The 24180-nt window shown below is 70.3% G+C and carries 25 protein-coding genes, 3 pseudogenes and 1 riboswitch; of the genes and pseudogenes, 16 read left to right on the top strand and 12 right to left on the bottom strand.

Annotated elements, in window-relative coordinates:
* Positions 1 to 33 precede the first annotated feature (33 nt).
* Positions 34 to 220, top strand: a riboswitch (cyclic di-AMP (ydaO/yuaA leader).
* Between the two features lie 4 nt (positions 221 to 224).
* A complete protein-coding gene (locus tag ACWF62_RS15345) occupies positions 225 to 857 on the top strand; it encodes a transglycosylase family protein (protein WP_378509024.1) in 633 nt (210 codons plus the stop codon).
* A 63-nt stretch (positions 858 to 920) separates the two neighbouring features.
* Here ACWF62_RS15345 and ACWF62_RS15340 read toward each other — a convergent pair whose 3' ends face one another.
* The gene (locus ACWF62_RS15340; RefSeq protein ID WP_378509025.1) at positions 921 to 1112 is read right to left on the bottom strand and encodes a hypothetical protein; all 192 of its coding nucleotides are present in this window, start codon (positions 1110 to 1112) and stop codon (positions 921 to 923) included.
* 60 nt (positions 1113 to 1172) lie between these two features.
* Between ACWF62_RS15340 and ACWF62_RS15335 the strand changes: the two genes are divergently transcribed.
* Entirely contained in the window at positions 1173 to 3449 is a 2277-nt protein-coding gene (locus ACWF62_RS15335) for a helicase-associated domain-containing protein (protein ID WP_452630554.1), read from the top strand.
* A gap of 302 nt (positions 3450 to 3751) precedes the next feature.
* Here the strand turns inward: ACWF62_RS15335 and ACWF62_RS15330 are convergent, their stop codons facing one another.
* The gene (locus ACWF62_RS15330; RefSeq protein WP_452630553.1) at positions 3752 to 4270 is read right to left on the bottom strand and encodes a hypothetical protein; all 519 of its coding nucleotides are present in this window, start codon (positions 4268 to 4270) and stop codon (positions 3752 to 3754) included.
* A gap of 161 nt (positions 4271 to 4431) precedes the next feature.
* On the opposite strand from ACWF62_RS15330, the gene ACWF62_RS15325 reads away from it, so the two are divergent.
* Together ACWF62_RS15325 and ACWF62_RS15320 are read left to right on the top strand one after the other, a co-directional pair.
* Positions 4432 to 6111 (top strand): DNA repair helicase XPB, encoded by a 1680-nt coding sequence (locus tag ACWF62_RS15325; protein WP_378570183.1) that lies wholly within the window; start codon positions 4432 to 4434, stop codon positions 6109 to 6111.
* A gap of 10 nt (positions 6112 to 6121) precedes the next feature.
* Complete coding sequence (locus tag ACWF62_RS15320) at positions 6122 to 6781, top strand: DUF3239 domain-containing protein (protein ID WP_378570182.1); 660 nt, start codon at positions 6122 to 6124, stop codon at positions 6779 to 6781.
* A 28-nt stretch (positions 6782 to 6809) separates the two neighbouring features.
* Here ACWF62_RS15320 and ACWF62_RS15315 read toward each other — a convergent pair.
* Positions 6810 to 6929, bottom strand: a pseudogene (locus ACWF62_RS15315) (LLM class flavin-dependent oxidoreductase); the annotation flags it as partial.
* Between the two features lie 97 nt (positions 6930 to 7026).
* Between ACWF62_RS15315 and ACWF62_RS15310 the strand changes: the two are divergent.
* On the top strand, positions 7027 to 7992 hold the full coding sequence (locus tag ACWF62_RS15310) for a sigma-70 family RNA polymerase sigma factor (RefSeq protein ID WP_378570181.1): 966 nt from the start codon (positions 7027 to 7029) through the stop codon (positions 7990 to 7992).
* On the opposite strand, the gene ACWF62_RS15305 is transcribed toward ACWF62_RS15310, so the two are convergent.
* The 3 genes from ACWF62_RS15305 to ACWF62_RS15295 form a co-directional block, all read right to left on the bottom strand.
* A complete protein-coding gene (locus ACWF62_RS15305; protein WP_378570180.1) occupies positions 7919 to 8521 on the bottom strand; it encodes a carboxymuconolactone decarboxylase family protein in 603 nt (200 codons plus the stop codon). The genes ACWF62_RS15310 and ACWF62_RS15305 overlap by 74 nt on opposite strands.
* Positions 8522 to 8621: 100 nt before the next feature.
* Positions 8622 to 10202, bottom strand: coding sequence for an ABC transporter permease (locus ACWF62_RS15300; protein ID WP_378570179.1), 1581 nt, complete (start codon positions 10200 to 10202; stop codon positions 8622 to 8624).
* A complete protein-coding gene (locus ACWF62_RS15295; RefSeq protein WP_378509033.1) occupies positions 10199 to 11110 on the bottom strand; it encodes an ABC transporter ATP-binding protein in 912 nt (303 codons plus the stop codon). Before ACWF62_RS15295 ends, ACWF62_RS15300 begins: the two co-directional genes overlap by 4 nt.
* A 67-nt stretch (positions 11111 to 11177) precedes the next feature.
* Between ACWF62_RS15295 and ACWF62_RS15290 the strand changes: the two genes are divergently transcribed.
* Both ACWF62_RS15290 and ACWF62_RS15285 read left to right on the top strand, forming a co-directional pair.
* Entirely contained in the window at positions 11178 to 12362 is a 1185-nt protein-coding gene (locus ACWF62_RS15290) for a pyridoxal phosphate-dependent aminotransferase (RefSeq protein WP_378570178.1), read from the top strand.
* A gap of 7 nt (positions 12363 to 12369) precedes the next feature.
* A complete protein-coding gene (locus tag ACWF62_RS15285) occupies positions 12370 to 13389 on the top strand; it encodes an AraC family transcriptional regulator (RefSeq protein WP_378509035.1) in 1020 nt (339 codons plus the stop codon).
* Here ACWF62_RS15285 and ACWF62_RS15280 read toward each other — a convergent pair.
* The gene (locus tag ACWF62_RS15280) at positions 13386 to 13811 is read right to left on the bottom strand and encodes a VOC family protein (protein WP_378570177.1); all 426 of its coding nucleotides are present in this window, start codon (positions 13809 to 13811) and stop codon (positions 13386 to 13388) included. The genes ACWF62_RS15285 and ACWF62_RS15280 overlap by 4 nt on opposite strands.
* Positions 13812 to 14005: 194 nt before the next feature.
* On the opposite strand from ACWF62_RS15280, the gene ACWF62_RS15275 reads away from it, so the two are divergent.
* Both ACWF62_RS15275 and ACWF62_RS15270 read left to right on the top strand, forming a co-directional pair.
* Entirely contained in the window at positions 14006 to 14620 is a 615-nt protein-coding gene (locus ACWF62_RS15275; protein ID WP_378570198.1) for a HEAT repeat domain-containing protein, read from the top strand.
* 9 nt (positions 14621 to 14629) lie between these two features.
* Entirely contained in the window at positions 14630 to 15634 is a 1005-nt protein-coding gene (locus ACWF62_RS15270) for a MerR family transcriptional regulator (protein WP_452630552.1), read from the top strand.
* 111 nt (positions 15635 to 15745) lie between these two features.
* Here the strand turns inward: ACWF62_RS15270 and ACWF62_RS15265 are convergent, their stop codons facing one another.
* Positions 15746 to 16156 (bottom strand): RidA family protein, encoded by a 411-nt coding sequence (locus ACWF62_RS15265; protein WP_378570175.1) that lies wholly within the window; start codon positions 16154 to 16156, stop codon positions 15746 to 15748.
* A gap of 78 nt (positions 16157 to 16234) precedes the next feature.
* Here ACWF62_RS15265 and ACWF62_RS15260 point away from each other — a divergent pair, with 78 nt between their 5' ends.
* Both ACWF62_RS15260 and ACWF62_RS15255 read left to right on the top strand, forming a co-directional pair.
* Positions 16235 to 16648 (top strand): winged helix-turn-helix transcriptional regulator, encoded by a 414-nt coding sequence (locus ACWF62_RS15260; RefSeq protein WP_378570174.1) that lies wholly within the window; start codon positions 16235 to 16237, stop codon positions 16646 to 16648.
* Between the two features lie 10 nt (positions 16649 to 16658).
* Positions 16659 to 17291 carry an alpha-ketoglutarate-dependent dioxygenase AlkB gene (locus tag ACWF62_RS15255; protein WP_378570173.1) on the top strand — a complete coding sequence of 211 codons (633 nt, stop codon included), beginning with the start codon at positions 16659 to 16661 and terminating at the stop codon, positions 17289 to 17291.
* Here ACWF62_RS15255 and ACWF62_RS15250 read toward each other — a convergent pair.
* On the bottom strand, positions 17257 to 18354 hold the full coding sequence (locus ACWF62_RS15250) for a 3-deoxy-7-phosphoheptulonate synthase (protein WP_452630551.1): 1098 nt from the start codon (positions 18352 to 18354) through the stop codon (positions 17257 to 17259). The genes ACWF62_RS15255 and ACWF62_RS15250 overlap by 35 nt on opposite strands.
* Positions 18355 to 18639: 285 nt before the next feature.
* On the opposite strand from ACWF62_RS15250, the pseudogene ACWF62_RS15245 reads away from it, so the two are divergent.
* Positions 18640 to 18765, top strand: a pseudogene (locus ACWF62_RS15245) (MarR family transcriptional regulator); the annotation flags it as partial.
* A 13-nt stretch (positions 18766 to 18778) separates the two neighbouring features.
* On the opposite strand, the gene ACWF62_RS15240 reads toward ACWF62_RS15245, so the two are convergent.
* Complete coding sequence (locus tag ACWF62_RS15240) at positions 18779 to 19384, bottom strand: helix-turn-helix domain-containing protein (protein WP_452630550.1); 606 nt, start codon at positions 19382 to 19384, stop codon at positions 18779 to 18781.
* Between the two features lie 9 nt (positions 19385 to 19393).
* On the opposite strand from ACWF62_RS15240, the gene ACWF62_RS15235 reads away from it, so the two are divergent.
* Positions 19394 to 20098: a class I SAM-dependent methyltransferase gene (locus tag ACWF62_RS15235; RefSeq protein ID WP_452630549.1), complete on the top strand. Its 705-nt coding sequence runs from the start codon at positions 19394 to 19396 to the stop codon at positions 20096 to 20098.
* 23 nt (positions 20099 to 20121) lie between these two features.
* Positions 20122 to 20619, top strand: coding sequence for a DinB family protein (locus tag ACWF62_RS15230; protein ID WP_378570169.1), 498 nt, complete (start codon positions 20122 to 20124; stop codon positions 20617 to 20619).
* A gap of 386 nt (positions 20620 to 21005) precedes the next feature.
* Here ACWF62_RS15230 and ACWF62_RS15225 read toward each other — a convergent pair whose 3' ends face one another.
* Both ACWF62_RS15225 and rsgA read right to left on the bottom strand, forming a co-directional pair.
* Positions 21006 to 21518 carry a GNAT family N-acetyltransferase gene (locus ACWF62_RS15225; protein WP_378570168.1) on the bottom strand — a complete coding sequence of 171 codons (513 nt, stop codon included), beginning with the start codon at positions 21516 to 21518 and terminating at the stop codon, positions 21006 to 21008.
* A 131-nt stretch (positions 21519 to 21649) separates the two neighbouring features.
* Positions 21650 to 22732: a ribosome small subunit-dependent GTPase A gene (gene rsgA, locus ACWF62_RS15220; protein ID WP_452630548.1), complete on the bottom strand. Its 1083-nt coding sequence runs from the start codon at positions 22730 to 22732 to the stop codon at positions 21650 to 21652.
* Positions 22733 to 23452: 720 nt separating this feature from the next.
* On the opposite strand from rsgA, the gene ACWF62_RS15215 reads away from it, so the two are divergent.
* Together ACWF62_RS15215 and ACWF62_RS15210 are read left to right on the top strand one after the other, a co-directional pair.
* A complete protein-coding gene (locus tag ACWF62_RS15215; protein ID WP_452630547.1) occupies positions 23453 to 24028 on the top strand; it encodes a flavin reductase family protein in 576 nt (191 codons plus the stop codon).
* 51 nt (positions 24029 to 24079) lie between these two features.
* Positions 24080 to 24180, top strand: a pseudogene (locus ACWF62_RS15210) (superoxide dismutase); the annotation flags it as partial.

Here is a 24180-nt window from a genome sequence, read left to right as displayed (position 1 = left end):
CGAACCGCCGCGCCAAACCTTGTCCCGCGGAACGGATTCCCACAGATCAACCCAGGGACAAGGACGGGGGACCCACGTCCCCAGTGGACACCGGGAGGCATGCACCAGGCCTCCCTTGGGGTGAAGCCGCTGTTTGCGCCGGTCACGGAGCGAACACGGCCGGGCGACCTCTCAGCCCGAACCCGACAGCTGACCTCGCAGGCGCGTGCGGAGAGGAAAACCCCATGAGTGCTGGACGCCATCGCAAGCCCACGAACACCCGCAAGACGGCAGCCAAGGTCGTCGTCACCACCGCAGTCTTCGGCGCTGCCGGCGCGGCCTTCGCGGCCCCCGCAAGCGCTGCCCCCGACTCCGACTGGGACCGTCTCGCGCAGTGCGAGGCAGGCGGCAACTGGTCGATCAACACCGGCAACGGCTACCACGGCGGGCTGCAGTTCTCCCCCAGCACGTGGACCTCCCACGGCGGCGGCGAGTACGCGGCCACCGCCAACCAGGCCAGCCGCGAGCAGCAGATCGCCGTCGCCGAGAAGGTCCTCGCCTCGCAGGGGTGGGGCGCCTGGCCGTCCTGCTCGTCCAGCCTCGGGCTGGCCAGCGCGCCGACGCAGCGCAGCGCTCCGGCCGCCGCGGCCGAGACCCCCGCGCCGGCGCCCGCCGCGGAGGCCCCCGACGTCACCAGCATCCCCACCACCGACGGCACCGCCGATGTGTTCGACCGGCTCGACAGCACCCTGCAGGCCGTGAAGGCCCGGGGCATCGCCGTCGACCCGCAGGTCGAGTCCCTGTACGAGCAGGCGAAGCTCAACCCGCAGGTCATCGACTTCCTCAAGACCTACGCGCCGCTGGTCGCACAGCGCTAGCCAGTGCACGAGAAAGGCCCCGCACCAAACCGGTGCGGGGCCTTTCTGCTGCTCGCCTTGGCGTCAGCGGTTGATGACGGTGACGGGATGGACGTAGGGCAGCTCGGACACCGGCCGCGGGAACTCGGTCTCCTCACCGAACGGGGAGAGCCCACCGGACCGCGTCGACGAGAGCTCGGTGACCGCGTGGTCGCCCTCCTTGACGTGCTCCGGCCAGCCGTTGTCGACGTATCGCTTGCTCGCATTGTTAGCCACGAGGCCATTTTGACATCGACCTCGTATCCCGTACAGCCCAGGTCACTAATGTTGGATGCGATGACCGACACCGACGCCGCCCCCGACAGCCTCGCGTCCTGGCTCGCCACCCGCACCGACGCCGAGCTGGCAGACCTGCTGCGGCTGCGCCCCGACCTGGCCGTCCCGCCCCCGTCGACCCTGACGGTGCTGGCGTCCCGGGCGGAGCAGCGCGTCTCGGTGCTTCGCGTCGCCGACGACCTCGACGTGCTCGAACTCACCCTGCTCGGGTTGCTCGGCCGCGACGGCGCGACGGCGGCCGGGGTGCGGCGGGACCAGCTCGCGGACGCGGTGGCCGGGCGGGCACCCGCCCGGGCCGTTGACCGTGCCCTTGCCGCGCTGCGGCAGCGGGCCCTGGTGTGGGGGACGACGGTGTTGCGGGTGACCCCGGCGGCCGTCGAGGCCCTCTCGTGGCGGCTGGACCCGGCAACGACGGCCCTGACACCCGACCAGATCACCGCCGCGCTCGACGCGCTGACCGTGGACGAGCGACGACTGCTGGACACCCTCGCGCACAGTTCCCCGGTCGGCCGGACCCGTGACGCCGCGCCGGGCACCCCACCGGATCGGCCCGTGCAGCGGCTGCTCGCGGCGGGCCTACTGTCCTGGCGGGACGAGCAGACCGTCGAACTGCCCGTCCAGGTGGGGCAGGCGTTGCGCGGCGAGACCATCACCGACCCGACCACGCTGACCCCGCCGACGATCCGCGGCAGCAAACACCGGATCGCCGAGGTAAACGCCGCGGCCGCGGGCGAGGCGCTGGAACTGCTCCGGCACTGCGAGCGCCTCCTCGTTGCGCTCGGCGACCACCCCGCGCCCAGCCTCCGGGCCGGCGGACTCGGCGTCCGGGAGATCCGCAGGCTGGCCAAGATCGTCGGCGTCGACGAGTCGCGGCTCGCGCTGCTGCTTGAGTTGCAGGCCGGGGCGGGCCTGATCTCCAGCGGTCTCCCCGACCCGCCGCCCGCCGCCGACACCGGCGAGGACTACTGGGCGCCGACCGCGGCCGCGGACGGCTGGCTCGACGCGGCCGCGGCGCATCGGTGGCAACTGCTCGCGCAGGTGTGGCTGAACCTGCAGCGCCTGCCGTGGCTGGTGGGGTTGCGGGACCCGAATGACAAGCCGATCGCGGCGCTGTCCGACGAGGCGCGCGCGTCGGCGGCGCCCCGCGAACGCCGATTCCTGCTCGACATCGTCGCCGAACTCGGTACCGGGGTCGGGGCGAGCGCCGCCCAGGTCGCCGACGTGGTGGCCTGGCGTCGGCCGCGGTGGTCGGCCAGGCTCGGCGCCGCCGCGATCGACCGGACCCTCACCGAGGCGGCCGCCGTCGGCTTGATCGGCAGGGATGCGCTGTCGTCGCCGGGGCGCAGCCTGCTGCACGACGGCCCACCGGAGTCGGTGCTCGCCGAGATGGTCGCGGCGCTGCCGACCCCGATCGACCACGTGCTGGTGCAGGCGGACCTGACGGTGATCGCGCCCGGGCCGCTGGTGCCCGGCCTCCTCGCCGAGATCACACTGGTCGCCGACGTCGAATCCGCTGGCGCCGCCACCGTCTACCGGGTCGGGGAGGCCGGGGTGCGACGCGCCCTCGACGCCGGGCGCACCGCCGCCGAGCTGCACGCCCTGTTCGCCACGCATTCGCGGACGCCGGTCCCGCAGGCGTTGACGTACCTGATCGACGATGTCGCCCGCAGGCACGGCAGGCTGCGGGTCGGCATCGCGCAGGCGTTCGTCCGCTGCGACGACCCGGCGACGCTGGCGGAGGTGCTGTCCTCCACGGTCGCCGAGACGCTGGCGTTGCGGGCCCTCGCCCCGACTGTTGCGGTGTCGCAGGCTCCGCTGGGCGAGGTGCTCGACCGGCTGCGGGCGGCGGGGTTCGCCCCGGCGGGCGAGGACTCGTCGGGCGCCATCGTGGATCTGCGGAGTGCGGGCGCGCGGGTGCCGAAGCGGCGGGCCCGGCCGGTGCGCCGGATGCCCGCCCCGCCCAGCGACGAGCAACTCGACCTGCTGGTCCGGCAGTTGCGGGCCGGACAGCGCGCCGCGTCGACCCCGCGCGGAGACGCGGTCCGCGCCGACGGCAGCCGGGCGAGCAGTGCCGCGACGGTGGCGCTGCTGCAGCTCGCGGTGAAGGTCGGGCGCAGCGTCCGGATCGGCTACGTCGACGCACAGGGCATCGCGACTGAACGGATCGTCGACCCAGTCAGCGTCGGCGGCGGCCAGCTCGACGCGTTCGACCCCGCCGACGGCGCGATCCGACGGTTCACCCTGCACCGGGTGACGTCGGTGTCACTCGTCGACTAACCCACCCCGCGCCCCCGCCCACCCGCCCACCCGCGCACCCGCCGACTGAACGGAAGCGTTCAGTCGATCACATCGACTGAATGATCCGTTCACTCACGCCGCCCGACCGCCGGGCCACTCGGCGGCCGGACCCAGGCGGCCGGACCCAGGCGACCGGACCAGCACCGGGACGCCGCACGAGAACGAGAAAGCCGCCTGCCTGCACGACTGGCTTTTCCCGAGTAATGACGTATGGTCGGGCCCAGTGATTGCCACTTCGAAATTCAGGAGCGACAATGGCCGACAAGAAACCGGGCAAGAGCCTAAGAAAACCCACTCAATCCTTGAAGGAACGGCGCGCCGAAAAGCGGGACCGAGCGGCAGACTCCGGCGAATTCATCCGGAAACGTAAGCGACACTGACGGACGAGCACCGTGCAGCACGACGCGGCCGCGCCGGCGGCGACCCGAATCCTCGACACCCTCGTACACCAACTGTCCCCGCGCACCGACGACGAGACACAGCCAAATCCCCACTCCAGCGGCCACCGTGCCGCGCTGGTGTCGGCGCGAATCTTCGTCCTCGACGAGTGCATCAGGGACTCGCTCCTCGCGACCGTCCCCGACCCGACCCAAACCGGGGGCACCGTCGGAACGAAGACACTTCGGGCACTTGATCGCATCAGAGACCGCCTCGATAATGAACTCGGCGCCACGTCGGGGCACACCGAACGCGAGGCCGGATACCGGGCCGGAATTTCCGAGGCCCTGATTCGGGTGCGGGAAATTCGCCAGGATTTCACGGTCGGGCGGTGAATATTCTCGACCCTTCGCCGAAAACATCGCGAATTCGGTGGGCCGAGGAATGATCCCCGTTCATGCGCGATCTCGTGTCCTCCGTGGCCCGCTCGCTCCTGCGCGGTCGGGCACCCGCGACGACGGATCACGCCGCCTCCTCCGCGCAGCGTGGACAATGGAGTGGTTGTCCACGCTAGGAGGCGCACGTGACCGACGGACCGCTCATCGTCCAGTCCGACAAGACCCTGCTGCTCGAGGTCGACCATCCGCTGGCCGATCGGGCCCGGCAGGCGATCGCGCCGTTCGCCGAACTCGAACGCGCACCCGAGCACGTGCACACCTACCGCGTCACCCCCCTCGCCCTGTGGAACGCGCGGGCCGCCGGGCACGACGCCGAGCAGGTCGTCGACGCCCTCGTCACCTACTCCCGGTTTGCGGTGCCGCAGCCGCTGCTGGTCGATGTCGTCGACACGATGGCGCGGTACGGGCGGCTGCAGCTGGTGAAGAACCCGGCGCACGGGCTGGTGCTGGTCAGCCTGGACCGGGCGGTGCTCACCGAGGTGCGCAGGCACAAGAAGATCGCCCCGATGCTCGGCGCCCAGGTCGACGAGGACACCGTCGTCGTGCACCCGTCCGAACGCGGCCACCTCAAGCAGCTGCTGCTCAAGATCGGCTGGCCGGCGGAGGACCTCGCCGGGTATGTGGACGGCGAGGCGCACCCGATCGAACTCGACTACGACGGCCGGTTTCCCGGGTCCGCGGACGGCGGCTGGCACCTGCGGGACTACCAGGAGATGGCGGCGGACTCGTTCTGGGCGGGCGGCTCCGGCGTCGTGGTGCTGCCGTGCGGCGCCGGTAAGACGATGGTCGGCGCCGCCGCGATGGCGAAGGCGAAGGCGACGACGCTGATCCTGGTCACCAACACCGTCGCGGGCAGGCAGTGGAAGCGGGAACTGATCGCGCGGACGTCCCTGACCGAGGACGAGATCGGCGAGTACTCCGGCGAGAAGAAGGAGATCCGCCCCGTCACCATCGCCACCTACCAGGTGATCACCCGCAAGTCGAAGGGCGAGTACAAGCACCTGGAACTGTTCGACTCCCGGGACTGGGGCCTGGTCATCTACGACGAGGTGCATCTGCTGCCCGCGCCGGTGTTCCGGATGACCGCGGACCTGCAGTCCCGGCGCAGGCTGGGACTGACCGCCACGCTGGTCCGGGAGGACGGCCGGGAGGGCGACGTGTTCTCGCTGATCGGGCCGAAGCGGTACGACGCACCGTGGAAGGACATCGAGGCGCAGGGCTGGATCGCGCCCGCCGACTGCGTCGAGGTCCGGGTGACGCTGACCGACGCCGAGCGGATGGCGTACGCGACCGCCGAACCGGAGGAACGCTACAAGCTGTGCTCCACCGCGCACACCAAGAACGCGGTGGTGAAGTCGATCCTGGGCCGGCACCCCGACTCCCCGACCCTGGTGATCGGCGCCTACCTCGACCAGCTCGACGAGCTCGGCGAGGCGCTCGGCGCGCCGGTGATCAAGGGGTCCACGAAGACGAAGGAACGCGAGCAGCTGTTCGACGCGTTCCGGGCCGGGGAGATCTCGACGCTGGTGGTGAGCAAGGTTGCGAACTTTTCAATCGACCTGCCGGAGGCGTCGGTCGCCGTGCAGGTGTCGGGCACGTTCGGGTCCCGGCAGGAGGAGGCGCAGCGGCTCGGCAGGTTGCTGCGCCCCAAGCACGACGGCGGGCAGGCGCACTTTTACTCGGTCGTCGCCCGCGACACCCTCGACGCCGAGTACGCGGCGCACCGGCAGCGGTTCCTGGCCGAGCAGGGGTACGCGTACCGGATCACCGACGCGGACGACCTGCTCGGACCGGCGATCGGGTAGGAATAGGTGTGTGCGCCGCTTCGAGTTCCACGTAGACACCGCCCACGCCACGTCGGTCAACGAGACGGTCGGCGATGTCCGTCGCCTGCGCTGGGCCGCGATCATCACCGGACTGCTGTTCGTGGCGATCGGGGTCTGGCTGATCGTCCTTGCGCATCCGTGGTCGTACATTCTCGGCGTGGTCGCGCTGGTGGTCGCGGCGGCGTCGGTGTGGATGGCGTTCTGGGCGCCCCGCAAGGTCGGGTCGGTGGAGGACCTGTACGCCAACGGTGAGCTGGTGCCCGCGATCGTCGCGGTCACCCGCCCCAGGGGTGCGACGCTGCTTGCGTTGGTGAACACCGCGAAGCCGGGCGCGAGCCAGCCGCACTACGCGCTGGTGACCCGCACCATCCGCACCCTGCCCGGCCACTCGATGTCGAATGTCGGGGAGCGGGTGCCGTCGATCTCGGTGCTCTCCGACCGCTCCACCAACTCGGCGGCGGACACCTGGCAGATGGTCAGCCCGATGCCCGTCGCGTGGGGCACCAGGGACCCGAAGGTGATCCGCCGCGCGATCGAGCAGATCCCGAACGCGGAGTGGAAGCTGCTGACGAAGTCGATCCCGCTGACCGACGATGTGCCGCGCGCGAAGAACCAGCAGCTGCCCGTCGACCCCGACGACATCCGCTGAGTCGGCTCCGGCGCCGTGCGCCGGGCGATGCCCGCCGCTGGTGTTCGAGCCATCCGGCACCGATCCCCATCTCGATCCGGCCACCGGAGATCAGGTCGGCGGTCGCGGCGACCGTCGCCAGGTAGGCGGGGTTCCGGTAGCTCATCGCGTACGCACGAACATGCCGAATCGCATGGGACGGAACGGTACCGAGACAGGATCGACGACGGTGCCGTTCGGAGTCTGCCGCCCGTACACTCGACCCGGTGCAGGACATCCTGGTGGACGAGTTCGAGGCGCACCGCGGCCATCTGCTGTCGGTCGGCTACCGGCTGACCGGCTCGGTCGCGGACGCGGAGGACGCCGTCCAGGAGGCGTGGTTGCGGCTGCGGGACACGGACCGCGACCGCATCGTGAACCTGCGGGCGTGGTTGACGACCGTGGTCGGCCGGATCTGCCTCGACCACCTGCGCAGCGCCGCGGTACGCAGAGAAACGTATGTGGGGCAATGGCTTCCGGAGCCGGTGGTGACGCCGCTTGCCGGGGCCACACCGGTGGACCCGCTCGACGCGGTGGTCCGGGGGGAGGACGCCCGGATCGCGGCGCTCGTCGTCCTCGACACCCTCGGCCCCGACCAGCGAACGGCGTTCGTGCTGCACGACGGGTTCGGCGTGCCGTTCGACGCGATCGCCCAGGTGCTCGGCACCTCGGTCGCGGGCAGCAGGCAGCTGGCGTCCCGGGCGCGGCGGGCGGTCGCCGCGGCGGACGTGCCCCCGCCGGACCCCGGGCACGACGCCGCGGTGGAGCACCTGCTGGTCGCGCTGGCGAGCGGCGACCTGCAGGCGGTCCTCGACGCGCTGCACCCGGACGCGCTGGTGATCGGCGATGCGGGTGGGACCACCCGCACCGCCGTCAACGTCCTGCACGGCGCCGACCGGTTCGCCCGCTTCTTCCTCGGCCTCGCCGCCAAGTACGGCCCGGACGCGCTGTTGACGTACCGGCCCGCGCTGGTCAACGGCCGACTCGGCATCCTCTCCCCCGGATCGCCGGGCGACGAGACCCACCCCGGCTTCGCCGCCCGGGTCGCCGGGTTCACCGTTCGGGACGGAAAGGTGTGGGCCGCCTACGACTTCGCGAACCCCACCAAGTTGTCCGGGGTCAGGATGCCGGACCCGACGGAGCCGGGTCGGCTTGCGGATCCGCCCACGGGACACGACACGAATCCGTGCTGAATCCCTGGTCGACGATGCCGAGGGCCGAGTACGTCCTGGCCCGCTGATTCTCCAGCGCGATCTGGTAGGTCAACTCGACGACACCGGCCTTCCCGAACCGGCGTTCGAGGTCGGCGACCTGCTCGTCGGTCACCTCGGTGGGGGTGGCGGTCATCGCGTCCGCGTAGTCGATGGCCGCGCGCTCGTCGTCGCTGTACAGCGCGGAGGTGCGGTAGTCCTCGATGTGCTGCAGCCGGTCGATGTCCAGGCCGTCGAGACGCATCAGCATCGACCCGAAGTCGACGCACCAGGAGCATCCGACGGTCCACGCCACCCGGTACACCGCGATCTCGCGGACGGCGGCGGGCAGCACCGTCGATGCCTTCTCGGCGGCGAGCTCCTGCACGGACGACGCGACGAACAGCTTCCGGTGATGGGCGACGACGGCGAAGGGTTCCGGGACGGATCCGAAGCGGCGGCCCATGACGCGGTACGCGAGCCGGACCAGGGGTCCGGCGTCGGAGGGCGCGAGCGGGGCGATGCGGGGCATGACGTCTCCTTGCTGTCGGTGGGCGAACATCCTCTCGTCGACTTGGACGAGACGGGGGCGGGGAATGTGACACGCAGGTTCCGGCGGCGGTGCGGGCCGGTCAGGCGGCCACGTCGCGGCGGCGGAACGCGACCGCCCCCGCCGCGCAGAGCAGGGCCGCAACCAGGGTCACGACCAGCACCGGCACCCAGTCGACCGGGACCGCGGGCACCAGCGGCAGGTGATGAAACGGGGACAGTGCCATCAGCCACTCCGGGAACTTGAGGGTGGAGCCGAACATCAGCACCACGAAACAGAACGCCAACGCGAGCCACGCCACGACCGTGGCCCGCGGGGCCGCGCCGAACAGCAGCAGGGCGAGACCGCCGAGCACCCACACGGCGGGCAGGTACACCAGCGCGGCGCCGAGCAGCCGCGGCACCTCGGCGAGGTCCCCGGTGATCGCCCCGTACATCAGGCCGGTGCCGAGCCCGCCGAGCGCGACGACCAGCGCCGACCCGACGAGCATCACGCCGGCGTGCGACCCCAGCCAGCGGACCCGGGTCAGCGTGGTCGCCAGCAGCGGTTCGGCGTGGCCCGCGGTCTCCTCGGAGCGCAGCCGCAGCGCCGAGGAGATGGTGAATGCGGACGCGATCATCGCGAGCATCGACGCGGCCATCGCGTAGAACGCGTCCACCAGGCTCGCGGTGGCCTGCCCGAGCAGTTCCCCGAGGTCCACGTCACCGAGCAGGTCGCCAACGTCGTTGCCGATGGTGCCGAATGCCAGCCCGGCGGCGAGCATCCCGATCGACCAGCCGATCAGCGAGCCGCGTTGGAGCCGCCAGGCCAGCCCGGCCGCGCCAGCGGTGCTCGCGCCGCCGCGGGCGGGGCCCGGCCGCGGCGGCAGCACCCCGGCGCCGATGTCGCGGCGGTCGAGCACGGCGAGGGCGAGCCCGGCGACGAGCGCGGCGACCGCCACCGACAGTGCTGCGGGCCACCAGATCTCGCCGTCGTAGGGGCGCATCGCCTGACCCCACCCCAGGGGTGAGAGCCAGGACAGGGTGCCTCCCCCGACATCACCGACCGCACGCAGCACGTAGGCGACGGCAATCGCGGCACCGGTCGCCCCGTATACCGTCCGAGTACTGCCGGTGACCTGCGCCGCCAGCAGCGCGACCGCGGCGAACACCAGTCCCGCGCAGGTGGCACCGACCCCGAGCGCCGCCGACCCGGCAACCGGCAACCCGTAGGAGATCAGGCTTGCCGCGACGACGACGCCGTACAGGACACACGCCGCGGCGGTCACGATCACCGCCGCCGCGACCGGCGCGTACCGGCCGACCACGCCCGAGCGAATCAGCTCGTCGCGGCCGTTCTCCTCGTCTGCGCGGGTGTGCCTGCCGATCAGGAACATGGCCATCAACGCGGCGACGATCATCCCGAAGGCACTGGCCTGGAACGCGACCTGGCCGCCGATGGTGTCCAGTACGCGCGGCGGGCCCGCCATCGCGATCATCGCGGCATTGTTCTCCATGCTGGCGGCGACGGCGTCCAGGTCGGCCTGGGTCGGGTAGGCGATGTCCACGCCGACGGCCTGTGAGTAGTACACGAGGACGCCGCCGAGCAGCCACCCGACCAGCGCGACGCGTTCCCTGCGCAGCACGAACCGGGTGAGGGTGCCGGTCCCGGCCAGTGCGCTCACGATTCGTCGACCCCCGCCGCGGCGAGTTCGTCCCCGTAGTGGCGCAGAAACAGTTCCTCCAGTGTCGGCGGCTGGCTGGTGAGGGTGCGGATGCCGAACCCGGACAGGTGCCGGACCGCGGCGTCGAGCTCGGCGGTGTCCACCTGGAAACGCGCCCTGGTGCCGTCGACGACGAGGTCGTGCACCCCGGTGAGCGCCTCAAGTCCGGTGGCGGGGGTGGCCGTCTGGCACGCGATCGAGGTGCGGGTCAGGTGCCGCAGCTCGGCGAGGGAGCCGGTCTCGACCGTCCGACCCAACCGGATGATGGTGAGCCGACCGCAGAGCGCCTCCACCTGGGCGAGGATGTGACTCGACAGCAGCACGGTGCGGCCCTGCCGGGTGACCTCCTCGATGCATTCCTGGAAGACGGCCTCCATCAACGGATCCAGCCCGGACGTCGGTTCGTCGAGCATCAGCAGTTCCGCGTCGGAGGCGAGCGCGGCGACCAGCGCAACCTTCTGCCGGTTGCCCTTCGAGTAGGTGCGGCCCTTCTTCGTCGGATCCAGGTCGAATCGGTCCACCAGGTCGGCCCGCCGGGCCTCGTTGAGGCCGCCGCGCAGCCGCCCGAGCAGGTCGATGACCTCGCCGCCGGACAGGTTGGGCCACAGGTTCACATCGCCGGGCACATAGGCGAGCCGACGGTGCAGGTCCGCGACGTCGCGCCACGGGTCGCCGCCGAGCAGTCGGGCGGTGCCGCTGTCGGCGCGGAGCAGACCGAGCAGCACCCGGATCGTTGTCGACTTGCCCGCCCCGTTTGGCCCGAGGAAGCCGTGCACCTCCCCCGCCTCGACGGTCAGGTCTAGCCCGTCGAGCGCCGCGGTCCGGCCGAACGTCTTGACCAGCTTCGAAATTTCGATTGCCGGGGTCATTCGACCACCGTACGGCCGAGCCCAACCGGGGGCGAGTGTTTCGGGTGCGCGTCGCTAGGCTGGGGCAATGCCCGCCGCACGCCACAGTCAGACGGTGACCCGCCTGCAACCGTTCGCCTCGACGATCTTCGCGGAGATGACGGCTCTTGCGGTGCGGACCGGCGCGATCAACCTGGGGCAGGGCTTCCCCGACACCGACGGGCCTGCGGCGATGCTGGAGGTCGCCCGCACCGCGATCGCGGACGGACTGAACCAGTACCCGCCGGGGCCGGGGATGCCGGTGCTGCGGGAGGCGATCGCCGCGGACCGCGCCGCCCGGTACGGGCAGGTCTTCGACCCGGACACCGAGGTGCTGGTCACGGTCGGTGCGACCGAGGCGATCAGCGCGACGCTGCTCGGGCTGGTGGAACCGGGTCAGGAGGTGGTGCTGATCGAGCCGTACTACGACTCCTACGCCGCGGCCGTCGCGCTCGCCGGCGGGGTGCGGCGGACGGTGCCTCTGGTTGCCGACGGGGACGGGTTCGCGCTGGATCTGGACGCGTTGCGGGCGGCGGTCGGGCCGCGGACCCGGATGATCGTGGTGAACACCCCGCACAACCCGACGGGCACCGTCCTGTCCGACGCCGAGCTGGCCGCGATCGCCGAGCTCGCGGTCCGGCACGAGGTGCTGGTGCTCAGCGACGAGGTGTACGAGCATCTGGTGTTCGACGGCGCAGCCCACAGCCCGATCGGGATGCTGCCGGGGATGGCGGAGCGGACGGTGACGGTGTCGAGTGCCGCGAAGACGTTCGCGGTCACCGGTTGGAAGACCGGATGGGTCTGCGGCCCAGCGGAACTCGTCGACGCGGTGCGCACAGCAAAGCAGTTCATGTCGTTTGTCGCCGGCGGCCCGTTCCAGCCCGCGGTCGCGCACGCGCTTCGGTTCGAAATGCCCTGGGTGACCGAGCAGCGAGCGGTGTTGCAGCACAAGCGTGACCGGTTGTCGGCCGCACTCGCCGAGGCCGGGTTTGGTGTCCGTGCCAGCGCGGGAACCTACTTCGTGTGCGCGGACATTTCCCCGTTGGGGATCGACGACGGCGTGCAGTTCTGTCGCGCACTTCCGGAGCGGGTCGGGGTGGCCGCGGTGCCGGTCAGCGTGTTCACCGATCACAGGGAGCCGTGGAACCGACTGGTGCGCTTCGCCTTCTGCAAGCGGGACGACGTGCTGACCGAGGCGATCGCCCGTCTCCACCAGCTGGCGGGACGGTGGTGACCGGCCGATGAGCGGGCGGACCGTCCCCGCGGACTTCGTCCGCCGCGCCGCCACCCTCGCCGCTGGCGCCGGTTTCGACATGGGCGCGCCGCTGACCGCGGCGGGCATCCCCCCTGCGGTGCTCGGTGAGGGCGCTGGCCGGATCACGCCCGCGCAGCTGACCCGGTTCACGCAGGCCGCGTGGCGGCTGACCGACGACGAATTGTTCGGGCTCGGCACCGCCCCGGTGCCGCGCGGCACGTTCCGTGTGGTGTGCCTGACCCTGATCCACCGTCCCGACCTCGGTGCCGCGCTGGACCGGCTCGCCGACGTGATCCGGGTGCTGCCGGGACTATCGCCGCTGCGGCTGGAGGCCACGCCGACGACCACGGTGCTGCACGTGGAGATCCCGCAACGGGACGCGGCGCTGCGGCCGGAGATCGCCGACGCCGCCGATCAACTGCTCACCGACTTCGTTCTGATGTTGCTGCACCGGTTCGCGGCATGGCTGGTCGGCAGGCGCGTGAAGCTGGTGGCGGTCCGGCTGCCGTATCCGGAGCCGGACCGGACCCTGGCCCGCAGCTACGACGCGATCTTCGGGGTGCGGGTCAGTTTCGGTGCCGACCATGCGGCGATCGAGTTGGACAACGCGGTGCTGCGGGCACCGATCATCCAGACCGAGGAAACCCTCGAGGAGTACCTGCGCGAATCACCGAATCTGTTGTTCTCCGAACGCGATTACGACAGCAGCGCGGCAACTCAGGTCCGGAAGGCGCTCGAACGCGGCGCGGCCGGGCGGGCGGCGACGGCGGAGGACATCGCCGAGATGCTCTCCATCAGCGCCGCCCACCTGCGGCGGCTGCTCCGGCACGAGGGGACGTCACTGAACCAGCTGCGCGAGGAGGTGCTGCGGGACGCCGCCATCTCCGGGCTCGCCCGCGGCGACTCCGTCGACGACATCTCGACTCGGCTCGGGTTCTCCGAGCCAAGTGCGTTCCGCCGCGCGTTCAAGCGGTGGACCGGCAGCACCCCGGGCGCATTTCGCTAGGTGAGGCAGAATTCGTTGCCCTCCGGGTCGGTCATCGTGATCCACCGGAACGGCCCCTGCTCCCCACGGTGCGCGATCGCCGCCCCGCGTGCGACGAGCGCCTGCGCGACGGCCTCCCGGTCGTCCCCGGCGCGGACGTCGAAGTGCATCCGGTTCTTGACCGTCTTGCCCTCGGGAACCAACTGGAACAGCACCCGCGGCCGGTCCGGGTGCGCGGGGTCGGAGATCCCGGCCCCCACCCGCCACACCAGCACCCCGTCGTAGACCTCGGTGTCCTCCTCACGGGCCTGCCCGGCCGCCACGAGCCCGCGGATGAAGTCCTCGTCGCTGGGCTCCACCCGCCAGCCGAGGGTCTGCGCCCACCACTTCGCCTGATCGTGCGGCCGCCTCGAATCCACCGTCACCTGAATTTCGTAGCTCATGCGAGGACGGTACGACGCCACACCGACACTCTCGGTGATCCGCGACACAGCGCCCTTGACCCTGACACAGTGTCAGAGACTGGAGTGGCGGACGAAGGAGGTGGTTGCACGTGAACCCGACCAACCCGAACACCACCGACACGACCAGCACCGACACGACCAGCACCGACGGGGGTGGGCAGGCCGTCACCGGGATCGGCGTACTCGCCGACCCGCACCCGTCGCGGCGGCTGCGGGCCGCGCTCGCCGCCGGGACCCAGCCCGACCCCGGCACGGCAGATGCCCTGATCGCGCGGTGTGCCGTCGAACCGGACTTCTTCGTCCGCGACATGCTGACCTGGGCGTTGTGCCGGTTGCCCGCCGACGTCACGGTGCCCCTGCTGATCCGCGAACTCGGCTCCGACCTCGGGCAGGCCAGGAGCCAGGCGCTGCACACGCTGTCCAAGGTCGGGGACCGTCGGGCCTGGCCCGCGGTGTCGGGTCTGCTGCACGACGATGACGACGAGGTGGCGCGGGCCGCGTGGCGGGCGGCGGTCGCGCTCGTCCCGCCCGGCGACGAGGCCGGGCTCGCCGGCGCGCTGGCGCGGGCGCTGGGGCGCGGCGACCGGGACGTGCAGCTGAGCCTGAGCCGCGCGCTGGTGGCGCTCGGGGACGCCATCCTCCCGGTCCTGGGTGAGGCGGCCACGAGCACCAATCCGCTGGTCCGGGCGCACGCGGAGGCCACCGATCGGCTGCATCGCGACCCGGACAGCGGCTTCACCGTCTCGGTCGCGGCGGCGAAACGCGTCGCGGTCGGCCGCGAGGCATAGGGCGGCGCGATGTTGATCGGAGAGGTCTCGCGGCTCACTGGCCTCAGCGCACGCGTGCTGCGGCACTACGACGCGCTGGGGCTGGTGACGCCGACCGGCCGCACCGCGGGCGGCTACCGCGAGTACTCCGCCGACGACATCCGCCGGCTCTTCCACGTCGAGAGCCTGCGGACGCTCGGCCTATCCCTCACCAACACACGGCGGGCCCTCGACGAGCCCGGATTCGCCCCCGCTGACCTGGTCGGTGAGCTGATCCGGCACACCCGGCAGCGGATCGCTGCCGAGCAGGAACTGCTCACCAGGCTCGAACGCGTGGACGCCGCCGCGCCTGCACAGTGGGGTGATGTCCTGCATCTGGTCGCACTGCTGCGTGCGCTGGAATCGGAGTCCGGGGGACGCCGCCAGCAGGCGGTGCTATCGCACGAGGCGCCGGTGCCCGCCCGGGCCCTGGCCGAGGCGGCGCTCACCGAGGAGGACGCCAACGTCGCGGGGGCGCTGAGGTGGTCGTTGGCGCGGGCGGACGGTCGAGGGTTGGCGGAGCTGGCAGTCGGTCTGGACGCCGACGCCGCCGAGGTGCGGCGCCGCGCCGTCGAGGCGATCGCGTCGGTACCCGCCGCGGAGGCCACCGCCCTACTGCGGCGGGCGATCGGCGACGCGGACGGTGCCGTCCGCGGCCGCGCCGCCCTCGAACTCGGCGCCCGCGGTGGCGTCGACGCGATTCCCGTCCTCCTCGGGATGGTCGTCGCCGGTGGTCGTGACGTCGAGGCCGCGGAGGTGCTGGGCCGGCTCGCGGAGGTCGCGGGGGTCGGCGACGAGATCGTCGGGGCCCTGCAGGGCGACGTCGACTCCTCCGCCGACGGACCCACCCGACTCCGAATCACGCAGGCGTTGGCCGAGACTCCCGGCACCACGGCACACCAGGCCCTGCTCCGACTCACCGGAGATGCCGACCGGACCGTCGCGGCGACGGCGGCGGCGATCGTGCATCTACGGGAGCAGGCCGGTCCCGTGTGAGCCCACGACACCCGGCGCCCCTCCGGGGCGGGGTCCGTGTGTCGTTCCTCCCCGGTCGGCCGTGATTCACCCGGACCGTTCGCGAAACCCGGGCCGTTACAGGACCGAGGTTCAGTCGAGGACGGCTGTCGCCTCCACCTCGACGAGAACGTCGGGCTCGAAGAGGTAGTCGACGCCGATGAGCGAGGCAGGCGGCATCGGCGACGGCAGTCCGATTTCGGCGGCAACCTGCTCCACGCCGGCCATGAAGTCACCGATCCTCTCGGGCGCCCATCCGGTGACGTAGAAGGTCAGTCGCAGAACGTCAGCGAAAGATGCTCCCGCGCCGGCCAGACCGGTGGCCGTGTTGCGCAAGGCCTGCGCGACCTGCCCATCCAGGCTGCCCGGCGACACCGGCGTGCCGTCGGCACGTCGCGCGATCTGTCCCGCGACGTGGACGTGGCGACTGCCGACGCCGACCGCGACGTGGTGATAGGGGGCGGGCCGGGTCATGCCCTCGGGGCTGAGGTACCGAACGGTCATGGCTGTCTCCTCGAATTCTCCGGTTGGTATCTCAGTGATACTTGGTTCCCGAAGGGCACTTCAACGAGACTAGGTTGCATGCACGAAACCACCCCACCGCCCGCGGACGAACTGCGAGTCACCGCGCCGCACCGCGAACTGCTCGACCAGGTCCTCGACAAGTGGTCGTTGGCGGTGTGCAACGAGCTGTGCGAGAGCCCCCACCGGTTCAACGAACTGCGACGCGCGATCCCGGCGGTGACCCAGAAGTCACTGACGGCAACCCTGCGGCGACTCGAACGCAACGGCATCATCGAGCGCACGGTGATCGGGTCCCGCCCGGTGGCGGTCGAGTACCGAATGACGCCGCTCGGAAAGACCCTGCGCCACCCGGTCGATGTCCTGCTCGCATGGGCCGACGAGCACCTGCCCGCGATCGAATCGGCCCGCACGCGTTTCGACGACACCGAGCCTGCCCCAAGAATGGGAACATCTGTTCGAGCATCGGGGTAGCATCGGTCGCATGGAACAGGCCCTGCAGGCGTCGCTGTTCGACGATCCCACCGCCGGTCCACGGTTCGCGTCACTGACCGGTGTGCGCCGCCGCGAACTCGCGGGCGGCGCCTGGGTGGACGTGCTCCCCGGCTGGCTCAGCGGGTCGGACAGCCTGTTCACCCACCTCACGACCTCGGCGGCGTGGCGCGCGGAGCAACGCCGAATGTACAACCGCGTGATCAGCGTCCCGCGCCTGGTCGCGTTCTACGACAGGGAGGTCGCACTCCCCCACCCGTTGCTGGCTCGGGCGCGGGACCTCCTCAGCGAGCACTACCGCCCGGAGCTGCGCGAAGCATTCACCACCGCCGGACTGTGCTGGTACCGGGACGGTCACGACAGCGTCGCCTGGCACGGTGACACCATCGGGCGCGGCGCCACCGAGGACACGATGGTCGCGATCCTGTCCCTCGGTGCGGCGCGTCCACTGGCACTGCGACCCCGCAGTGGTGGTGGCGAGGCTCCCAGGTTCTCCCTCGGCCACGGCGACCTGCTCGTGATGGGCGGATCCTGTCAACGCACCTGGGAGCACGCCGTCCCGAAGACGACGCGCCCCACCGGTCCGCGAATCAGCGTGCAGTTCCGGACGCGCGGCGTGCGCTGACCACGGCCGCGGCGAGCCGGTCCAGCTGCGCGGCCGTGGTGCCCCAGTCGAGGCAGGCATCGGTGATGGACTGCCCGTAGGCGAGCTCGTCCGCGCGGCCGAGGGTCAGGTCCTGCCTACCCGCCTCGAGGAAGCTCTCCAGCATGATCCCGACGACACCCTTCTCGCCGCCGGCGATCCGGTTGGCGATGTCGGTAACGACATCGACCTGACGCTCGTGGTTCTTCTGGCTGTTGCCATGACTGGCGTCGACGACGACTCGCTCGGGCAGACCCGCCTTGGCAAGCCGCGCAAGGGTGTCCGCGACCGACTCGCGGTCATAGTTCGGTCCGGCGCTGCTGCCCCGCAGGATGACATGGCAGTCCGGGTTGCCGACCGTGCGGATCAGCGCGGACTGACCGCCCAGGTCGGTGCCCGGGAACACGTGGCTGGCGCCGGCGGCGCGGGTGCCGTCGACGGCGACCTGCACGTCACCCTCGGTGGAGTTCTTGATGCCGACCGGCATCGAGAGCGCACTGCACAGCTGCCGGTGCACCTGGCTGGCGGCGGTGCGGGCACCGATCGAGCCGTAGCTGACCAGGTCCGCGATGTACTGCGGGGTGATCGGGTCGAGGAACTCGCACCCGACGGGGAGGCCGATCTCGGTGATGTCGACGAGCAACTTGCGGCCCATCCGCAGCCCTGTGTTGATGTCGAAGGTGCCGTCCAGGTGCGGGTCGTTGATCAATCCCTTCCACCCGAGGGTGGTGCGCGGCTTCTCGAAGTACACCCGCATCACGACGTGCAGGGTGTCGCGATGCTCGTCGGCCTTGGCCGCGAGCCTGCGGGCGTAGTCGAGGGCGGCCTCGGTGTCGTGCACGGAGCACGGCCCGACCACGACCATCAGCCGGTCGTCGCGGCCGGTGAGGATGTCGACGGTAGCGCCGCGACCTGCCCGGACCGTGGCCGCGACCGCGTCATCGGCGGGGTGCTCACCGCGGATCACACTCGGCGCGGCCAGCGGGGAGATCGAGATGGTCCGCTGGTCGTCGAGATCGCGGGTGGTGTCGATCGTGAGGGTCATTGCGTGTCCTGTTCGTCGGTGACGGACTTGCGGCCGACCCAGGACGTGTGACGCATCCGCGAGCCGGTCGATTCCGGCTCGGGGTGGAGAGGTCAGCGCGTGGTTACGCCGACCGACCCACCCGGGGCCGGCCTGCTAAACCAGAAATATGCGCGCTGCATGGCCGCCACTGTAGCAGTGCCCACAAGCGGTTGCGTCGACTGCTGCTCGCCTTCGCGTTGGAACATCTCCGCTGCCTCGAGGAGGACAGCGAGTCACTGCGTCAATCCGTCAAGCGCGGTCGCGGAGAGTGACCTGGTTGCGACAGGGCCTGCGGAGGCGCCCGTCGGGAAGGTACTTCCCACGCGGATCACGCCTCGCGGTCGGCGGAGCCTCGAGACGGCGACCGTAGCGGTCCGGTCCGTCGAGGTTTCTGCGCCCTGGCTCAACGCCGTCCCTTGCGATGAGACGAGTATTCAGCGTCGGCACGCACGTGCGCACGCATTCCGTGTGAACCGAACAGGATAAGCAGCTCGACCACACCGCCGTCTGCGCTGCCGAGCCAGTGGGGCAAGGACGTGTCGAACTCGGCGGCCTCACCGGGCGGTAGCGTCAGGTCACGCTCGCCCAGCACGAGGCGAAGGTGACCGTTGAGCACGTACAGCCATTCGAAGCCGTCGTGGGTTTGCGGCGTCGGTTCGAGCAGCGTCGGCTGAGCGGGGATGATCATCTTGAATGCCTGCACCCCACCCGGCCGCCGCGACAGCGGCACGAAGGTCATCCCGGACCGTCGGATCGGCTTCAGATGGATCCGCGGGTCGCCGGTGCGTGGCGCACCGACGAGATCGTCCAGCGGGACGTCGTAGGTACGGGCGAGTGGCAGCAGCAACTCCAGTGTCACCCTTCGCTGTCCGCTCTCGAGGCGCGACAGCGTGCTCTCCGACACCCCGGTCCTCACCGCGAGGTCAGCGAGGGTGTGGCCCCGCTCGCGGCGCAGTGCACGCAGCCGCGGGCCCACCACGTCGAGCACATCTTCCGTTTCGCGATCCACGAGACCATCGTGCCAGAACCGCAAGTTTTGGTGCCAGGTCGTGGGGAGCGCGGCGAGACTGTGCGCACCGAACGAAACGGAGCCTTGATGAGTACCACCGATGCGGTCACCTTCTGGGACGGGGTCTATGGACACCGTCCGAAAGCCCTTGATCCGCAACCGAATCAAGTCCTCTCCGAAACGGTCGAGGGTCTGTCCCCCGGCCTCGCGTTGGATCTCGGATGTGGTGACGGCGGCGACGCGCTGTGGCTCGCCCGGCAGAAATGGCGGGTCACCGCCGTCGATATATCGGCCGTGGCAGTCGCCCGATTGGCAGATGCGGCCGTCGCGCACGGTCTGGGTGACCGCGTCCTCGCCGGGCGCTACGACCTGCACGAATCCTTCCCACAGGGTCGATTCGACCTGGTCTGCGCCCACTACCTGCACACCCCCTTCGATCTGGACAGGAGCTCCATCCTGCGCACGGCCGCGCACGCACTGCGTCCGAGTGGGCGACTGCTGGTCGTCGACCACGGCTCCACCGCGCCGTGGTCATGGGGCCAGGATCCCGACCACCGATTCCCGAGCCCACAGGAGGTTGCCGCGGGGATCGATCTGGAACCGGCTGGGTGGACGATCGAGCGTGCCGAAGCACGCCGACGGATCGCCACCGCACCCGATGGGCGCACCGCCGAGGTGACCGACCACGTCCTGCTCATCCGCCGCGCCATCTGACCAGACCTGACGAAGGAGACCACGTGCCCACCTCCCATCGCATGCGCCGCCGTGACACCCCGCCGCCCCGCACCGGGAACAGTGAATCCGAGACCCTGCGAGGATTCCTCGACTACCTCAGATCGGCGGTCGCCGCGAAGGTCGACGGTGCCCCAGAACCACAGATTCGAACAGCGGCAGTGCCGTCGGGCACGAACCTGCTCGGACTGCTCAATCACCTGACGTTCGTCGAGCGCTCAATGTTCCTCGGGGACAACGTCACCGATTGGCAGGCCACCTTCCGGGCCTCACCAACAGACAGTGTGGCCGACGTCATCGCCCGCTACCAGGAAGCGGTTGCGGCCTCGAACAGAGTTCTCGACGGGTGCACCGACCTCGGCGCACCCGTCCCTCGGCCGCAGTCGAGCAGGCCCGCACCCAGTGTCCGCTGGGCGCTGACCCACATGATCGAGGAGACCAGCCGCCACGCCGGCCACGCCGACATTCTCCGCGAACTCATCGACGCCACCACCGGGCGCTGACCAAACGCGCTCACTGAGCTGGCACATCGCGTTCCAGTCCCAGCGGCGGATTCCCGAAGCGCGCGTCAGCGACGACATCCTTGCGTACCTGGCACTCGTCTATCCGCAAATCGCTTACGGTGGAACGGCCTTCGGTGGAGAAGTGATCAGAACCTGTGGCCTCAAGGCTGAGGTTGCGTCGGCTCTCGATCGACCAGTCATGTTGCTCAGCGGCACGGCACCGACGAGCGCGAACTTGCCGGCGCAGGTTGTGGTGCAGAGCGAAAGCGCTACGGGGTCGGATCTGGCTTGTGCCACGCGGGAACCCCGCGGAGGCAGGGAATATCGACGGGCCCTGGGCTCGCCTGCGTGACTGCGGGCGACCCCAGGGTGCAGAATTCGGCTCGTTAGATGCCGAAGGGTGCTGCGTAGCGGACGGTGCCGCTGGGCAGCCGTTCGGAGTCGAGGCTCAGTGCCATCAATGCCTCGTCGGGGACATCGATACTCAGCCGTATGCGGTGCTCCGAGGCGCGGGTGAAGCCGAACCGCGGGTAGTAGGCAGGATGCCCGAGAACGATCACGAAGCGCTCGCCCGCCTGCGCGGCGGCCTCGAGAGCGGCGCGGATCGCGGCGGAACCCGCCCCGGTCTTCTGGTACTCGGGCCGGACCGCGCACGGCCCAAGGCACAGTGCCGGGGTGTCGTCGACGTGACAGCGAGTCAGTAGTGCGTACCCGACGGGCTTGCCGTCCGGGCCTGCGCTAAGGATGGACAGGTCGGCTATCCACGCCGGATCGACGCGCAGGGCATCGACGAGGTCGGCCTCCTCAGCGGTTTCGAATGCGCCGAGGTTGATCTCGCGGATTGCTGGAATGTCGGCATCGGTTTCGGCGCGAGTGATCCAGTTGGTGTGAGTGCTCAAAGCGGTTCTTCTCCTTTTGCGATGGCGAGTTGCACGGTGCGGGCGTCGGCAGGCTGGCTGGCGGAGGTGCCTGCGGCAAGCCGACGGACACGCCGCCGGGAGGCCCCCGGATGCGTGCACTTTCCGCGGCGTCAGCGCTGGCGGTCGCGGAATCGATAGGTCGCGCGGAGGTCCCGCGTGATCTGCTTCTGGGTCTTGCTGCCCTTGCTCGACTGACGGGCGCTCCCCCGGGCCGCCGCCCGCTCACTTTCACGCAGCAGCTTGCGGTACCGATCGAGTCGGCCCACATCCAGCATGCCGACGACGATGGCTTCCTGTACGGCGCAGCCGGGTTCGCTGCGATGTTCGCAGTCACCGAAGGCGCAGTCCCGGGCGTAGCTCTCGATCTCGGAGAACACCCGCTCGATTCCGTCGGCGGCATCCTGCAAGCCGATACCTCGCAAACCCGGGGTGTCGATGAGCACTCCGCCGCCGGGTAGCGGCAGCAACTCGCGGTGCACGGTGGTGTGCCGTCCCTTGCCGTCGCTGGACCGAATTGCTTTGGTGCCCATATATTCTCGGCCGATGAGAGCGTTGGCTAGGGTGGATTTTCCTGCCCCTGACGGGCCGAGCAGGACCGCGGTCCCGGTCGCCACCTCCGACAGAACGTCCAGACCTGCACCTGTCGTGGAACTGGTGGTGACAATGTCCACACCGGGAGCCAGGTCGGTGATGGCGGCCAGAGCCTCACCTGGGTCGTCGACGACGTCGGCTTTGGTGAGCACCACGACCGGCTTCGCGCCGCTGTCCCAGGCCAGCGCGAGCAGCCGCTCCACCCGGCCCGCGTTCAGCGGTGCCGCAAGCGATACCGCGATGATGACAGAGTCGACGTTCGCCGCCAACACTTGCTGGTGGGAGGTGCGATCCGAGGAGGCCCTGGTGATTGCGCTGCGCCGTGGCAGCAGTGCCACCAGTTCCGGTTCCGAACCCGGGCGCAGCGCCGCCCAGTCACCTGTGCAGACAGTATGGGCCGGGTCGAGGGAGGTGACCGCCCCGCTATCCGCGCGGACGGGACCCGATGCGGTAAACGTGTCACAGCAGCCGCGGTCGACCCGCACGACGCGGGCCGGAAGGAGACCGACGGCCGCATGCTCGACAAACAGCGCTGCGAACGAGTCGTCCCAACCGAGCGAGGACAGATCGAACGTGGACGAGAGGGGTTGAGATGAATGCATAGTCAGACCCTTGGGAAAGGGGCCCCGTTCGGACACCGAAGCCACCGCGGCCACGAGCCGACGTGCGGTTCGCGCCGCTACCGGCGGTGGGAATCGATCAGACCGGAGCCCGGGACGTGAGGATGGTCCGGGCGCTGCACAGGGCAGCGGTCTTCACCGCGATCATCAACTCACCTCCCATCTCTCGCACCACTCAAACTCGGAAGCTCGACCCTAACACCAGGCAGCAGTACCCGCCAACGATTTATGACCGGCCTCAACACACCGTCCAGGCGAGCGGCCACCGATCACAAGAGTGCAGTGGATTACCTCCACCTCGCGAGCGGGCATGTCCGCGGTCAAGCGAACCCCGCTGGCGCACCGCGCACGCGGGATGCGAATCGAGCTGCACGCCAAGGTGACCCCAGGATCGGGCACACACGAACTCTCGATGAAATGGAGCTGATGTGGCAGTAGAACGAATGGCCGTCAACCCGGTGACGTGGTCGATGGAGATGGGATTCTGGCCAGGGTGAGCCCGTCCCCGGGCACACCCGAACCCTGCACTGCTGCGGGCAGTCAGTGGCGCCGGTCCACTTCGGCCGAGTTGGAGACCGCCGGAAGTCATGCGGCGGATCCGGGAACAATTGCCAACAATCTTGGCCACGATCCCGGACGGACGTGTGTGTCCCACCACATCTCCTTGACCTCAAGTCCACTTAAGCTTTTAGCGTCGGCCTCGTGATCGACACGACGGAGGAACCCATGACCGCACCGCACCGCACGGCAGTGCCGACCGGGCACCGCGACGCCGACCGGACCGACACCCGCGGCTTCTCCGCGGCGACGGCGGAGGCCTTCGCGACGGCGTTCCGTCACCACCCCGCGGGGGTGTCGCTGATCTCCGCGGCGTCCCCTGCGGGACCGGTCGGGTTGACCGCGTCGAGCGTCACGTCGGTGAGCATCGACCCACCGACGGTCGCCTTCTCGGTCATGCACGCCTCCCGTAGTGCCACAGCGGTTCTCGACTCCCCGACCGTCGTCGTGCATCTGCTCGCGGACACCCACCGGGAGATCGCCGACACCTTCGCGCGACCGGGCACCGCCCGCTTCTCCGACGAACAGCGGTGGGCCGTGCTCGACACCGGTGAGCCCTACCTGCCCGACGCGCGGGCCGCCCTGCGCTGCAGCATCGAGCGGATCGTGCCCGCAGGCACGTCGTCGCTCGTGCTCGCCCGGGTCTTGAGCATCGCGGTCACCGACCCCGCACGACCGTTGATCTACCTCGATCGCCGATTCCACACGCTCGACATCTGATTCGCCACCCACCCGCCGGCGACCCGGCCGGGGCCATCGAGAGGAACACCCATGTCCGTCTACACGCTGCCTGAACTGCCCTACGACTACGCCGCCCTCGAGCCGCACATCTCCGGCAAGATCATGGAGCTGCACCACGACAAGCACCACGC

The sequence above is a fragment of the Rhodococcus sp. NPDC054953 genome (assembly GCF_053609225.1).
This window is presented reverse-complemented; position numbering and strand designations above follow the sequence as displayed.